Here is a 13,333-nt window from a genome sequence, read left to right on the forward strand (position 1 = left end):
TTGCTGCACCGCCGCAGCGGAGGTTTAAAAAAAGGGGTCAGAGTGATTTTCTGTTTAAAACAGAACATCACTCTGCCCCCCTTTTTTCAGAACTCGAGGTCGAGGGAGGCGCAGAGGTAGTCAACGAGCGGGGCTACGCCGGTGAATCCGGAGACGATGGCCTGGCGAAGCCGCGGGCCAAGCACCACCTCGTCCTCCAGCGCTTCGCCGGCGGTGAAGTCCTTGCGCTTGATGTCTTCGATCAGCGGATGGTCGGCGGGGAAGCCGCGCGGTGGGCGGGTCAGGGCGTCGCCCCACATCGTGAAGCGGCGCTTGAAGGCGGGCTTCTGCACCACGGCCTGCCAGCCGGCCGGATTGTCGACCAGGAAGTTGCGGATCTTGCGCTGGATGTCCGGCTCGGGGTGCCAGATGCCGCCGCCGAGGAAGCAGCCGCCGGGCTGGATGTGCAGGTAGAACGACGGTGCCGCCACCTGCTTGCTGCGGGCGTGAAAGAAGCGCGCGCCGCCCCAGGTCTTGTACGGGGTCTTGTCGTTCGAGAAGCGGGTGTCGCGGTTGATGCGGAACAGCGAGCCGCCGGTGCCGCGCGGGTCGGCGCGGTAGTGCGGGCTGATCATCAGCAGGTCCGGCGCCAGGTCGGTGATCAGGGCCTGGAAGGGTTCCTTCAGGTGCTGCTCGTAGTCCTTGCGGTGGTCGTTGAACCACTCGCGGCTGTTGTTGCGCGCCAGCGCGCGCAGGAACTTGAAGGTCTTGTCGCTGAAGTAGGTGCTCATGCCAGTTCGCGTTCCAGGGTTTGCCCCCAGTCCTGCAGGGCGTCGAGCCAGGCCTGCTTGGGGCCGGGCTCCGTGGTGGCGCGCAGTGTCTCGATTTCGGCGTAATAACTCGTGAAATCGTATTCCGACAGACCGCTGGCGCTGCCCAGGCGGGTGCGACGGTAGGCGTCCCAGCGGGCGCGACCGGCGGCGTCCAGCGTGTCGGGCCAGTTGCGGGCCTGGTAGCGGAACAGCAGTTCGGCGAAGCGCGGGTCGTCGAAGCGCGGGCCCAGGTCAGGCAATTCGGCCGGCGAGGCGCTGCGCACGCGCGGGAACAGGCGCTTGTCGGCGTCGGACGGGAAGCCGTCGTAAAGCGCGGCATCGGCGTCGGCCGGCTCGCGCGCGGTCTCGATGGCGAACACGCGGCGCACCTTCTCGGCCAGCCCGGGCGCGCTGCGCAGCCGCTCGGCGCGGGCCAGGCAAGCGTCGCGGTCGATGCCCAGCCGCTGGAAGTCGGCGGCGCGCAGGTGCTCCAGCGGCAGCAGGATCGGGCACTTGTTGGTGTGCACTTCCTTGAGCGGAATGCGGCGCTCGCCCTCGGGCAGGTCGGCGGCGGGCGTGTACAGGCGGTCCGCGATCTCGTCGGGTTCGAGGGCCAGCAGCGCATCCGGCTCCTCGTCCAGCCCGCACACCAGGATGCGCGACTCGATCTTCGGGTGCCGCGCGATCGGCGCCACCAGCGCGGCACAGTGCCGGCTGGCCGGGTAGCGCGAGGAGATGTGCAGCAGCGGCGTCAGGTTCGCCACGTCCATCAGCGCGGCCACCTTGCGCTTGTCGCGCAGGGCGAAGGCGTAGTCCCAGAGCTTGGGCTGGGCCGCCTTGAACTTGCGGGCCAGGCCGATCAGCGCGCGCACGTCGCTCAGCGCCTCGTGGGCGTCGCCCTCGCGCACGCCGTTGGCGGCCGCCAGGTGTTCGAGCTTGAAGCTGGGCGCGCCGTCCTCGCGCAGCGGCCATTCCAGGCCTTCGGGGCGCAGGGCCTCGGCCAGGCGCAGCACGTCCAGCAGGTCCCAGCGCGAGTTGCCGTTGCGCCACTCGCGCTCGTAGGCATCGTGGAAATTGCGGTACAGCCCGAAGCGCACGAACTCGTCGTCGAAGCGGATCGAGTTGTAGCCCACCGCGCAGGTCTGCGGCTGCATGAACTCGTCGGCCAGCCGCGCCATGAACGCGGCCTCGGGCAGCCCGTCGGCCTTGGCCTGCTGCGGCGTGATGCCGGTGATCATCGTCGCGCCGGGCGAAGGCAGCAGGTCGTCGGCCGGCTGGCAGAACAGGCTGATCGGCTCGCCCACGGGATTGAGCTCGTGGTCGGTGCGGATCGCCGCGAACTGGGCGATGCGCGTGCGCCGCGGGTCGCGGCCGAAGGTCTCGAGGTCGTACCAGAGGAAGCTGGCGGCCATCAGAGCGGCGCCAGCCTCTCGTGCACCAGCGCATCGGCGGCGGCGAAGTCGACCTCGTCCAGCGAGGCGCGGCCGCGCGTGGCCTCGACCAGGATCTGCCGCTGCACCTTGCCGCGCTCGAACGCCGTGGCGTAGGGAATCGTGGTGAAGCTCACCATCGAATAGCGCGGCACGAAGTGGCCCGGGTGCCGCTCGGCCAGCGTCACCTCCAGCTTGCGCTGCAGCAGGTAGTCGGCGTCGTCCACGCGGTCGCGCATCTCGACGTAGTTCTCCAGCGCCATGGCCTGGATCGCATCGGCGTTCGGGCGGCGCTCGGCCTCGAAGCCCGCGAACGCGGTCTCGAAATCTGCGGCCGCGGCGATGTGCCGGTCCAGCGCGATGCAATCCTCGAACGCGCAGTTCATGCCCTGCCCGTGGAAAGGCACCATCGCGTGCGCGGCGTCGCCCAGCAGCACCGCGCGGCCGTCCAGGTGCCAGCGCTTGAGGCTCAGCGTGCCCAGGCCGCTGACCGGGTTGTCGGTCCAGTCGGCGTCGAAGTCGGGCAGCAGCGGCAGCGCATCGGCGAAGTCGCGGGCGAAGAAATCGCGCGCCGCGGCCAGGTCGGGCAGGGTGGCGAAGCTCGGATCGCCCTGCATCGGCAGGAACAGCGTCACCGTGAAGGTCTGTTCGGTGTTGGGCAGGGCGATGCACATGTAGCCGCCGCGCGGCCAGATGTGCAGCGCGTTGGGCTCGATGCGGAAGCCGCCGTCCGCCGCCGGCGGGATCTCCAGCTCCTTGTAGCCATGGCCGAGCGGCTCGAAGCGCTCGCCCAGGTCCAGCCGCGGCCGCAGCGCCTCGCGCACGCCCGAACCCGCGCCGTCGCAGCCCAGCAGCGCCTCGAAATCGAGCTCGCGCGCGGTGCGGTCGTGGTCGTTGACGAAGCGCGCGCGCCGCGCGTCGAAGTCCACGCCGTCTAGCCGGTGGCTGAAGTGGATCTTCGCGCCCGCGGCCTCCGCGGCATCGAGCAGGGCGATGTTGAGCCGCCCGCGATGCACCGACCAGATCACCTCGCTGTCGTCGCGCCCGTAGCGCTGCAGGTGCTCGCCACCGCCGGGCGGATGCACCATGCGGCCGCGCATCATCACCGCCTGCGCCATCACCACGTCCTGCAGGCCCGCCTGCCGCAGCGCGTCGAGGCCACGCTCGGCCAGCGCAAGGTTGATCGAGCGCCCGCCCTCGTAGCCCTTGCGGCGCGGGTCGGGGCGCTTTTCGAATACTTCGACGGCCCAGCCGCGGCGGGCGAGCAGGGTGGCCAGCAGGGCGCCGGCCAGTCCGGCGCCGGCGATCGTGATCGGGGAGTGGGGTTTGGGCTGCACGGGGCGGTATCCGGGAATTCAGGCGGTCGGGGCGTCGGCGACGACGCGGTTGCGGCCGCCGCGCTTGGCTTCGTAGAGGGCGCGGTCGGCGCGGTCGAGCGCGGCGGTGATGCTGCCTTCGCCGCGGCGCCAGGCGGCCAGGCCGATGCTGATGGTCACCGGCACGCCCTGGAAATCGGCGGCCGCCACCGCGGCGCGCAGGCGCTCGGCGGTGGCGGTGGCCTGCGCCAGGTCGTGGTCGGCCAGCAGCACCGAGAACTCCTCGCCGCCGTAGCGGAACAGTGGCATGTCGGCCTCCAGCGCCCGGCCCAGTTCGGCCGCGACCAGGGTGATGATGCGGTCGCCGGCCAGGTGCCCGTGGCGGTCGTTGATGGCCTTGAAGTGGTCGATGTCGATCAGCAGGAACACGCAGCCGGCCGCGGTGCTGCGGTTGCCCGCCAGCTGCTCGACGGCTTCGTTGAAGGTGCGGCGGTTCAGGCAGTTGCTCAGTGCGTCGTGGTCGGAGTGGTAGCGCAGCATCTTCGCCGCGCGCTCCTGCAGCAGCGCGTAGGTGAACATGAAGCACACCAGCAGCCCGTAGCCGCTGGAGAACCGCACCACGTCGATCGCCGGCACCAGCGGCGCCAGCATCGCCGACGCGTAGACGCCGAAGGCCAGCATCCCGGCCAGCGCCACCCGCGACGACACCAGGAACACCAGCACGGGCGGGAAGATGTAGGCCCAGTGCTGCATCGGCCGGTCGTGGTGCAGCCCGAACACCATCACGCCCACCAGCAGCGCGCCGATGCTGACGAAGAACACGGTGCCGCCAAGATGCTTGGGCAAGAGCGCCAACGCCAGGATGCAGCCACCCGCGACGGCCAGTGAGATCCAGGCCAGCAGGGCCGTGTCGGCCAGCCCGAGCTGCGTGTTGATCGTGCCCAGCACGATCATGAGCGCGAAGATCAGCACCGACAGCACCATCGCCACCCGCCAGCGCATCAGCTCGCGCAGCTGGGTGAACGAGTCGCGGCGCAGGTTGGGCACGGTCAGCCGCCGTCGCGCCAGCTTTCCACCGCGTCCACGAAGCGGTGCAGGTCGGTGAAGCGGTTGTACAGCGGCACCGGCGAGATGCGGATCACGTCGGGCTCGCGCCAGTCGCCGACGATGCCGCGCGCCTCGAGGTACTCGAACAGCGCCCGACCACGCTCGCGACCGCCCTGCACCCGCAGCGAGAGCTGGCAGCCGCGCCGCGCCGGGTCGGCGGGCGTCACCACCTCGACCACATTGGCGATGCGCGCGGCGATCAGCGCCTCGAGATGGCCGGTCAGCATTTCGGATTTCGCGCGCAGCCGGTCCATGCCGGCCTCGGCGAACAGCTCCAGCGAAACCCGCAGCGGCGCCAGCGCCAGGATCGGCGGGTTGCTCAGCTGCCAGCCCTCCGCGCCGGGCGTGGCCCGGAACTCGGGGCCCATCTTGAAGCGCGTGGCCTGGTCGTGGCCCCACCAGCCGGCGAAGCGCGGCCGGTCGGACACGGCATGGCGCTCATGCACGAACGCGCCCGCCACCGCGCCGGGGCCCGCATTGCAGTATTTGTAGTGGCACCACGCCGCGAAATCGACGCCGCTGTCGTGCAGCGCCAGCTTCAGGTTGCCGGCGCCGTGGGCGAGGTCGAAGCCGACCACGCAGCCGCGCGCATGCGCGAGCTCGACGATGCGCTTGAGGTCGAAGGCCTGGCCGGTGCGGTACTGCACGCCCGGCCACAGCACCAGCGCGATGCGGTGGCCGTGCTCGGCCAGCGTGCGTTCGATGGCTTCCATCGAGATCGTGCCGCCCGGCTCGTCGGCGGCCAGCTCGATCAGGTCGGTGGCGGGGTCGAAGCCGTGGAAGCGGATCTGTGACTCCACGCCGTAGCGGTCGGACGGAAACGCGCCCGCCTCGATCAGGATCGCCGGGCGCTCGCGCGTTGGCCGGTAGAAGCTCACCATCAGGAAATGCAGGTTGGCGGTCAGCGAGTTCATCGCCACCACTTCCGAGGGCAGCGCGCCGACCAGCGACGCGAGGCCCTCGCGCACCTCGGCGTGGTAGGGCATCCACGGATGCTTGCCGCGGAAATGCGCCTCGACGCCTAGCGCGGCCCAGTCGTCGAGCTCCTGCACCAGCGCGGCGCGCACCGCGCGCGGCTGCAGGCCCAGCGAGTTGCCGCAGAAATAGGCCTGGTCGGCGCCATGGTGCTGCGGGATATGAAAGCGCGCGCGGAACTCGCGCAGCGGGTCGGCGGCGTCGAGCGCCTGCGCGTGGGCCAGGTCCAGGGTCATTCGAACCTCGACAGCGGCAGGCCCAGCCATTCCAGTGCGGTGCCGTGGTAGAGCCGCGCCTCGTCGGCCTCGCCCAGCCCGAGCGCGGCGATGCCGGCGCCCGGCACCTGCTCGCCCAGCGGGAACGGGTAGTCGGTGCCCAGCATCACCCGCGGCACGCCGACGGTGTCGAGCAGGTAGCGCAGCGCGCGGTTGTCGGCCACCCACGAATCAAAGTAGAGCTTGGGCAGGTAGCTGCGCGGGTTGTGCGGGTTGTCGGTGGCCACCAGGTCGGGGCGCATGTTGAAGCCGTGCTCGATGCGGCCGATGGTGTAGGGGAAGCTGCCGCCGCCGTGGGCCAGGCACACCTTCAGCCGCGGGAAGCGCTCGAGCACGCCGCCGAAGATCAGCGCGCAGGCCGCGCGGCTCTGCTCGGCCGGCATTCCCACCAGCCAGGGCATCCAGTACTTGGGCATGGATTCGCTGCCCATCATGTCCCACGGATGCACCAGGATGGCCGCGCCGAGGTCCTGCGCCGCCTCGAAGAAAGGCAGCAGCTCGGGCGCGTCCAGGTTCCAGTCGCCGATGTGCGAACCGATCTGCACGCCCTGCAGGCCCAGCTGGTCGATGCAGCGCTCGAGCTCCTGCACGGCGAGGCGCGGCGACTGCAGCGGCACCGTGCCGATGCCCGCGCAGTGGCGGCGGTGGTCGCGGCAGGCCTCGGCCATGTGGTCGTTGAGCGCCTGGTGCAGCTCCAGCGCGTGCTGCGGCTTGGCCCAGTAGCTGAACATCACCGGCACCGTGCTCAGCACCTGCACCTGCACGCCGAACTTCGCGTAGTCGGCGATGCGCTCGGCCGGGTCCCAGGTCTTGGACCAGATCTCGCGGAAGAACTTGCCGTCCTTGTAGATGCGCGCGCGCCCGTCCTCGTGGTGGATCACCGGGAAGCGCGGGTCGCCGTACTTCTCGGCCAGGTTCGGCCAGGTGCGGGGCAGGTAGTGGGCGTGGGTGTCGATCTTGAGCATGGCGGCGATTCTATCCCGCCGGGCTCAGGCGCCGAGCCAGCGCGCGAACGCGGCGTAGGCCGGGATGCCCAGGGCCAGGTTGAAGGGGAAGGTCAGGCCCAGCGAGGCCGTGATGCAGCGGCCGGCGTCGGCCTCCGGCAGCGAGGCCCGCACCGAGGCCGGCGCGGCGATGTAGGACGCGCTGGCCAGCATGGCGCCGAACACGGTGGCGCCCGCGACGCCCAGCCCGACCGCGTGCCCGATGGCGGTGCCGGCCAGGCCGTGCACCAGCGGCAGCACGGTGGCGAACACCACCAGCCGCCCGACGCCGCGGGTGAGCTGGCGCAGCTGGCTGGCGGCGACCAGGCCCATGTCGAGCATGAACAGCATCAGCATGCCCTGGAACAGCTGGAAGTACATCGCGTCCACGGCCTTCACGCCGTCGCGCCCGGCGATGGCGCCGATGGCCAGGCCGCCGATCAGCAGCACCGCGGTGCGGCCGGTCAGCACTTCGCGCACCTGGTGCCAGCTGGGGCGTCCGCCGCCGCGGGCCAGGCCGATGCCGAGCAGGATGGCCGGGATCTCCAGCGCCACCACCAGCGCCACCAGCACCGCCGGCGAGGTGTCGCCGGTGCGTTCGACGAACTGCTGCGCGGCGATGAAGGTCACCGCCGACACCGACCCGTAGTGCGCGGCGATGGCGCCCGCCTGCAGCGCGTCGTCGCGCAGCCAGGTGCGCGCGAGCAGGTAGGCCGTGGCCGCCGTGGCGATGCCGGCGACGATGGTCACGCCGAGCAGCAGCCAGAGGTTGTCGGGCGCGCCCTGGTGCAGGGCCACGCCGCCCTTCAGGCCGATCGCCAGCAGCAGGAAGATCGAGAGGTAGGACTGGATCGCCGACGGGATCTCGAGGTCGCTGCGCAGGCCGCGCGCGATCATGCCCAGCGCGAAGGCCAGCACCACGGGCGAGAGCAGGTTGGCGGTGAGCAGGTCGAGCGAGGGAGCCATGGCTCAGGCTTCCGCGTCGTAGCGCGCCGGCGCCGGGTTGAGGTGGCCGCAGCCGGGGCAGGTGCGGTGCGCGCGCGAACCGTAGAAGCGGTCGAACACGGCGCCGAACTGGGTCTCGATGTTCTCCAGCACGAAGAACTCCTCGTACAGCTTGTGGTTGCACTGCTCGCAGAACCACAGCAGGCCGTCCTTCTCGTGCGGCAGCCGCTTGCGTTCGATCACCAGGCCGATGCCGCCGGCGCTGCGCTGCGGCGAGTGCGGCACCCGCGGCGGCAGGTAGAAGACCTCGCCGGCCTTGATCGGGATGTCGCGGGCCTGGCCGTCTTCCTGCACCTTCAGCACCATCTCGCCTTCGAGCTGGTAAAAGAATTCCGGGCCTTCGTCCCAGTGGTAGTCGGTGCGGGCGTTCGGGCCGCCGACGATCATGATGATGAAATCGCCGTCGACGATGCACTTGTTGGCCACCGGCGGCTTGAGCAGGTGCCGGTGCGCATCGATCCACTGCTGCAGGTTGAAGGCGCCGCCGATCACCGGTGGGCCTCCGGGAAGGCGGCGACGCACTTGAGCTCGATCGCGATCGGCGTCGGCAGCGCGGTGATGCCCAGCGTGGTGCGGCAGGGCGCCTTGTCCACGTTCGGGAAGTATTCGGCCCAGACGCCGTTGTAGGCGTTGAAGTCGCGCTGGATGTCGGTCAGGTACACGGTGATGTCCACCAGCCAGTCCCAGCGGCAGTGGCTGGCCTCGAGCACCGCGCGCACGTTGGCGAACACCGAGTGGCACTGGGTGACGATGTCGTAGTCCACCAGCTCGCCCTTGGCGCCGTAGACGTTGCCCGGCACCGCGTTGGTGCCCGGCGTGCGCGGGCCGATGCCCGAGAGGAAGAGCAGGTTGCCGACCCGGCGGGCGTGCGGGTAGCGGCCGACCGGGTGCGGCGCCGAGGTGGCGTGGATGATTTCGCTCACGGGGTGTCCTTCAGGCGGCCGCGGATGTGTTCCATGGCCAGGGCATAGGCTTCGGGCAGCTCGCCGGGGCTGTCGACGCCCATGCCGAGTTCGCGCACGCGGCCGTCGAGCAGGGAGTACACCCAGCCGTGCACGCTGAGCTTCTGGCCGCGGCTCCAGGCGTCCTGGACGATGGTGGTCTGGCAGACGTTGACGACCTGCTCGACCACGTTCAGCTCGCACAGGCGGGCGTGGCGCAGGGACTCGAGGTCGACTTCGGCCAGCATCGCCGCGTGCTTGGTGGCGACGTCGCCGACGTGGCGCAGCCAGTTGTCGGCCAGGCCCACGCGCGTGCCGGTCAGCGAGGCGTGCACGCCGCCGCAGCCGTAGTGGCCGACCACGAGGATGTGTTCGACCTTGAGTACGTCCACCGCGAACTGGATCGTGCTCAGGCAGTTGAGGTCGGTGTGCACGACGAGGTTGGCGACATTGCGGTGCACGAACACCTCGCCCGGCTGCAGCCCGGTGATCTGGTTGGCCGGCACGCGCGAATCCGAGCAGCCGATCCATAGGTACTTCGGCGCCTGCAGCTGCGAGAGGCGCCTGAAGAACTGCGGATCCTCGGCGCGCACCTTCGCGGCCCATTCCCGGTTGCGGTCCAGCAGTTCCTTCAGAGGCATCGTGTCATCCCAAATCGATCGTGACGTTCTTGGCTTCGGTGAAGAAGCGCATCGCTTCCCAGCCGCCCTCGCGGCCGATGCCGGACTGCTTCACGCCGCCGAAGGGCGTGCGCAGGTCGCGGTTCATCCAGGTGTTGACCCAGACCACGCCGGCCTCGAGCGCCGCGGCGAGGCGGTGCGCGCGGCCCAGGTCCTGGGTCCAGACGCTGGCCGAGAGGCCGTAGGGCGTGGCGTTGGCGAGCGCGAGGGCCTCTTCGTCGGTGTCGAAGGGCTGCAGCGTAACCACCGGCCCGAAGATTTCCTCGGTGTTGGTGCGGCAGTGCGGGCCCAGGCCTTCGATGACCGTGGGCGCGATGAACCAGCCGTCGGCGCAGCGGCCCGCGGGCCGCACGGCCTCGCCGCCGCACAGCATCTTGCCGCCTTCCTCGCGGGCCAGGGCCAGGCAGCCCAGCACCTTCTCGTGGTGAGCGCGCGAGACGACCGGGCCGAGGTTGGTTTCGGCCAGGTCCGGGTCGCCGATCACCAGCGCCTTGGCGCGCGCGACCAGCGCGTCGCGGAATTCATCGTAGTAGCTGCGTTCGACCAGCAGGCGCGAGCCGCACAGGCAGATCTGCCCGGAGTTGAGGAAGGCCGAGCGCACCACGGTGTCGAGCAGCTTCTGCTTTGGCGCGTCGGCGAACACCAGGGTGGCGTTCTTGCCGCCCAGCTCCAGCGAGGTCTTCTTCAGCGAGCGCGCGCAGCTTTCGGCGATGCGCACGCCGACCGCGGTGCTGCCGGTGAAGCTGATGGCCTTGACCTCGGGGTGGTCCACCAGCGCCTGGCCCGCGACGGCGCCGCGGCCCTGCACGATGTTGAACACGCCCGCCGGGAAGCCGATGTCGCGCGCCAGTTCGCCCAGCATCCAGGCGGTCACCGGCGTCACTTCCGAGGGCTTGCCGACCACGCAGTTGCCCGCGGCCAGCGCCGGCGCGAACTTCCACGTGAACAGGTACAGCGGCAGGTTCCAGGGGCTGATGACGCCGACCACGCCCAGCGGCTGGCGCAGGGTGTAGTTGACGACGCCCGGGGTGGAGTGCGATTCGCTGGCGAACTGGGTGGCGGCGGCCGCGAAGAAACGCAGGTTGCTGACCGCGCGCGGGATGTCGAGGTTGCGGGCCAGGGCCAGCGGCTTGCCGACGTCGCGCGATTCCGCGGCGGCGAATTCGTCGAGCTGGTCTTCGAGCGCGTCGGCCAGCTTGTTGATCCAGGCGGCGCGGTCGGCGGCGGGCAGGGCGGACCAGGCCGGGAAGGCGCGCCGCGCGGCCGCTACGGCGGCCTCCACGTCGGCGGCCGAACCGTCGGGACAGTGCGCGTAGACCCGGCCTGTGGCCGGTTCGAAGACGTCGAGGGCGGCGCCGCCCGCTGTGCCGCGGGCCTCTCCGTCGATCAGGTGGGTCAGCCGCATTTCCATGCCCGCAAGCTTACCCGCCACGCCGGCCGTACGGACAGGTCAGGTTCCCCTGTGGGAGGGACTTCAGTCCCGATGCCTTTCGGCGAGAAGCATCGGGACTGAAGTCCCTCCTACAGAGGGCGCGGCTCAGGATTGGCAGACCTTGCACCAGTAGAGGCGGCGGCCGCCGAGCTCGTGGCGGACGATGACGTCGCCGCACTGCCGGCAGGGCTCGCCCTCGCGGTCGAAGACCTCGAAGCGGAAGCCGCGCGGGGTGTCGGTGAGGTAGTCCTCGGCCATGCCCTTGGCGCGGCGGATGCCGCGGGTGGCGTAGCTGGCGCGCGGCACCGCCAGCAGGGCGCGGGCCAGGGCCTCGGTCTCGTGCTCGTCGAGGTCGCGTGGGCGCCGGTTCGGGGCGATGCCGGCCATGAACAGCACTTCCGAGCGCAGGTAGTTGCCCATGCCGGCCAGGAAGGCCTGGTCGAGCAGCAGCGCGACCAGCGCGCGGCCGGCGAAGCGCGGGTCCTGCAGCCGGGCGGCCACGGTGGCCTCGTCCAGCGACAGGTCCAGCACGTCGGGGCCGAGCTTGGCCAGGAAGGGATGCTTCGGCAGCTCGGCGGTCTTCCACATCTCCACCTCGGAGGCCGAGTAGAGCAGGATCGCCTTCTTCGCCGTCTCCAGCGCCACCCGCAGCGAGCGCGTGGTGTCGGGCCGCTCGCCGGCCTTGGCGACCTTCCAGACGCCGTAGAGCTGGTTGTGCGAGTACAGCGTCAACCCGTGGTCGAAGTGCGTGAGCAGGGCCTTGCCGTGCGGCACGATCGCGGTGATGCGATGGTCCACCAGCGAGCGCTGGTAGCGCTTGAGTTCGGGGAACGCGAAGAACGCGTCGGTGAGCGGCTGGCCGACCACGGCCTTGGCAAGCTGGTCGGCGGCGCGGCGGATTTCAGGACCTTCGGGCATGCGCGCAGCCTGCGGCGGCGCCCGTGCAGGCCGCGTGTGGATTCAGCGCCTGAGCACCGGCGGCACGGCCTGCACTTCGTGGTACTCGAAGCCCAGCGAACCGTTCTCGACCCGGGCCACGCGGGCGTCCACCACCACCGCCGGGCCGGAGACATCGAAGAACACCAGCCGCACGATGGCCGCGACCTCGAGCTGGCAGGTGGCCGGGCGGAACAGCCCGCAGCCGCCTTCGGACAGGTCCTTGACCTCGCCGACCCAGGCCTGGTCCTCGTGCAGCACCATCACCCGGGCGGCGAAGGGAACGCGGTCGGACCAGCGGTTGTTGGCGTCCATGCGTGGGTGCCTCAGAGGGAGCGGGTGCGGCCGCCGTCGACCGGCAGGTTGATGCCATTAACGTAGCCGGCGCTGTTTCCGGCCAGGAAGGCGATGGCCGCGGCGACTTCCGCAGGCTCGGCGAAGCGGCCCGCCGGCACCGTGGCCAGCATGCCGCGCGCGATCTCGTCGGCCGGCTTGCCGGTGGCCGCGGCGCGCTCGGCCAGGATCTGGTCCAGGCGCTGCGTGCGGGTGTAGCCGGGCAGCACGTTGTTGACGGTGATGCCGTGCGGGCCGAGTTCGCTGGCCAGGGTCTTGGCCCAGGACGCGACCGCGCCGCGGATGGTGTTGGAGACGCCGAGGTTGGCGATCGGCTCCTTCACCGAGGTGGAAATGACGTTGACGATGCGGCCCCAGCCGGCAGCGCGCATGCCCGGCAGCACGGCCTGCACCAGCACCTGGTTGGCCACGAGATGCTGGCGGAAGACCGCGAGGTAGTCCTCGGGCGCGGCCGCGTGCGCGGGGCCGCCCGGCGGGCCGGCGGTGTTGTTGACCAGGATGTGCACGGGATATTTCGCGCACAGCGCGGCCACCGAGGCGCCCAGGCCGGCGCTGTCGGAGGAATCCGCGGCGACGTGGCGATGCTGCTGGCCCTCGGCGCGGGGCAGGGTGGCCACGACCTCGGCCAGCCGGCCGGGGCGTCGCGCCAGCACGGTGACGTCGGCACCCAGCGCCGCAAGCGCCTGCGCCGCGGCGAGGCCAATGCCCTCGGAGCCGCCGCAGACCAGGGCGTGGCGGCCGCGCAGGGACTCGCTCACCGGTCTTCCCCGGTCAGCGGGTTCTTCAGCGGCTGGATCATCAGTTCGCGCAGGCTGTCGTCGTCCTCGGCCCGCGGCGGTTCGATCTCCTCAAGGTCCAGTCCCCAGGCCTCGGCATCCTCCGCATCCATGCCGTCGAGGGCGCGGAAGTCGGCGTCCATCAGGGCCGAGCGCGCCACGTCCTCGCTCTCGTAGATGTTGATGCGGCCATCGCAGTCGAAGACCTCGGCCACGCCGCTGTCGAGCACGCGCAGCCGCGACCACACCAGCATGCGCGGCAGCGCCGCCAGCCACCACTGGTCGGAGTCGCGCGGGCCGCGGTCGGCGTCGTCTTGTTCGCTCATCATTCG

The 13,333-nt window shown here is 70.7% G+C and carries 15 protein-coding genes; all 15 read right to left on the reverse strand.

Going from position 1 to position 13,333, the window contains the following annotated elements:
• Window positions 1-86: 86 nt before the first annotated feature.
• The 15 genes from VFV21_RS03295 to VFV21_RS03365 all read right to left on the reverse strand — a co-directional run bounded on the left by VFV21_RS03295 (window position 87) and on the right by VFV21_RS03365 (window position 13,327).
• Window positions 87-770: a DUF2461 domain-containing protein gene (locus VFV21_RS03295; protein ID WP_329668060.1), complete on the reverse strand. Its 684-nt coding sequence runs from the start codon at window positions 768-770 to the stop codon at window positions 87-89.
• Entirely contained in the window at window positions 767-2,203 is a 1,437-nt protein-coding gene (gene sbcB / locus VFV21_RS03300; protein WP_329668061.1) for an exodeoxyribonuclease I, read from the reverse strand. Before sbcB ends, VFV21_RS03295 begins: the two co-directional genes overlap by 4 nt.
• Window positions 2,203-3,558, reverse strand: coding sequence for an NAD(P)/FAD-dependent oxidoreductase (locus VFV21_RS03305; RefSeq protein ID WP_329668062.1), 1,356 nt, complete (start codon window positions 3,556-3,558; stop codon window positions 2,203-2,205). The genes sbcB and VFV21_RS03305 overlap by 1 nt, the downstream gene beginning before the upstream one ends.
• Window positions 3,559-3,576: 18 nt before the next feature.
• Window positions 3,577-4,584, reverse strand: coding sequence for a GGDEF domain-containing protein (locus VFV21_RS03310; RefSeq protein ID WP_329668063.1), 1,008 nt, complete (start codon window positions 4,582-4,584; stop codon window positions 3,577-3,579).
• Between the two features lie 2 nt (window positions 4,585-4,586).
• Window positions 4,587-5,855: a kynureninase gene (gene kynU, locus VFV21_RS03315; RefSeq protein ID WP_329668064.1), complete on the reverse strand. Its 1,269-nt coding sequence runs from the start codon at window positions 5,853-5,855 to the stop codon at window positions 4,587-4,589.
• Window positions 5,852-6,859 (reverse strand): amidohydrolase family protein, encoded by a 1,008-nt coding sequence (locus tag VFV21_RS03320; protein WP_329668065.1) that lies wholly within the window; start codon window positions 6,857-6,859, stop codon window positions 5,852-5,854. The genes kynU and VFV21_RS03320 overlap by 4 nt, the downstream gene beginning before the upstream one ends.
• A 24-nt stretch (window positions 6,860-6,883) precedes the next feature.
• Entirely contained in the window at window positions 6,884-7,843 is a 960-nt protein-coding gene (locus VFV21_RS03325) for a sodium-dependent bicarbonate transport family permease (protein WP_329668066.1), read from the reverse strand.
• A gap of 3 nt (window positions 7,844-7,846) precedes the next feature.
• Window positions 7,847-8,374 (reverse strand): 3-hydroxyanthranilate 3,4-dioxygenase, encoded by a 528-nt coding sequence (locus VFV21_RS03330; RefSeq protein ID WP_329668067.1) that lies wholly within the window; start codon window positions 8,372-8,374, stop codon window positions 7,847-7,849.
• Complete coding sequence (locus VFV21_RS03335; protein ID WP_329668068.1) at window positions 8,371-8,805, reverse strand: RidA family protein; 435 nt, start codon at window positions 8,803-8,805, stop codon at window positions 8,371-8,373. The genes VFV21_RS03330 and VFV21_RS03335 overlap by 4 nt, the downstream gene beginning before the upstream one ends.
• Window positions 8,802-9,464, reverse strand: coding sequence for a carbonate dehydratase (gene can, locus VFV21_RS03340; protein WP_329668069.1), 663 nt, complete (start codon window positions 9,462-9,464; stop codon window positions 8,802-8,804). Before can ends, VFV21_RS03335 begins: the two co-directional genes overlap by 4 nt.
• Window positions 9,465-9,468: 4 nt before the next feature.
• A complete protein-coding gene (locus tag VFV21_RS03345; protein ID WP_329668070.1) occupies window positions 9,469-10,914 on the reverse strand; it encodes an aldehyde dehydrogenase in 1,446 nt (481 codons plus the stop codon).
• Between the two features lie 126 nt (window positions 10,915-11,040).
• On the reverse strand, window positions 11,041-11,853 hold the full coding sequence (nei, locus tag VFV21_RS03350; protein WP_329668071.1) for an endonuclease VIII: 813 nt from the start codon (window positions 11,851-11,853) through the stop codon (window positions 11,041-11,043).
• A gap of 42 nt (window positions 11,854-11,895) precedes the next feature.
• On the reverse strand, window positions 11,896-12,186 hold the full coding sequence (locus VFV21_RS03355) for a PilZ domain-containing protein (protein WP_329668072.1): 291 nt from the start codon (window positions 12,184-12,186) through the stop codon (window positions 11,896-11,898).
• An 11-nt stretch (window positions 12,187-12,197) separates the two neighbouring features.
• Window positions 12,198-12,983 carry an SDR family oxidoreductase gene (locus tag VFV21_RS03360; RefSeq protein WP_329668073.1) on the reverse strand — a complete coding sequence of 262 codons (786 nt, stop codon included), beginning with the start codon at window positions 12,981-12,983 and terminating at the stop codon, window positions 12,198-12,200.
• Entirely contained in the window at window positions 12,980-13,327 is a 348-nt protein-coding gene (locus VFV21_RS03365; RefSeq protein ID WP_329668074.1) for a hypothetical protein, read from the reverse strand. Before VFV21_RS03365 ends, VFV21_RS03360 begins: the two co-directional genes overlap by 4 nt.
• Window positions 13,328-13,333 lie beyond the last annotated feature (6 nt).

This window comes from Arenimonas sp. (genome assembly GCF_036275555.1).
Classification (GTDB): domain Bacteria; phylum Pseudomonadota; class Gammaproteobacteria; order Xanthomonadales; family Xanthomonadaceae; genus Arenimonas.

Bases quoted from the DNA above. Each gene is read 5' to 3' on its own strand.
- VFV21_RS03295 (WP_329668060.1), bottom strand. From the start codon at position 770: ATGAGCACCTACTTCAGCGACAAGACCTTCAAGTTCCTGCGCGCGCTG.
- sbcB (WP_329668061.1), bottom strand. From the start codon at position 2,203: ATGGCCGCCAGCTTCCTCTGGTACGACCTCGAGACCTTCGGCCGCGAC.
- kynU (WP_329668064.1), bottom strand. From the start codon at position 5,855: ATGACCCTGGACCTGGCCCACGCGCAGGCGCTCGACGCCGCCGACCCG.
- VFV21_RS03320 (WP_329668065.1), bottom strand. From the start codon at position 6,859: ATGCTCAAGATCGACACCCACGCCCACTACCTGCCCCGCACCTGGCCG.
- VFV21_RS03325 (WP_329668066.1), bottom strand. From the start codon at position 7,843: ATGGCTCCCTCGCTCGACCTGCTCACCGCCAACCTGCTCTCGCCCGTG.
- can (WP_329668069.1), bottom strand. From the start codon at position 9,464: ATGCCTCTGAAGGAACTGCTGGACCGCAACCGGGAATGGGCCGCGAAG.
- VFV21_RS03345 (WP_329668070.1), bottom strand. From the start codon at position 10,914: ATGGAAATGCGGCTGACCCACCTGATCGACGGAGAGGCCCGCGGCACA.
- nei (WP_329668071.1), bottom strand. From the start codon at position 11,853: ATGCCCGAAGGTCCTGAAATCCGCCGCGCCGCCGACCAGCTTGCCAAG.
- VFV21_RS03355 (WP_329668072.1), bottom strand. From the start codon at position 12,186: ATGGACGCCAACAACCGCTGGTCCGACCGCGTTCCCTTCGCCGCCCGG.
- VFV21_RS03365 (WP_329668074.1), bottom strand. From the start codon at position 13,327: ATGAGCGAACAAGACGACGCCGACCGCGGCCCGCGCGACTCCGACCAG.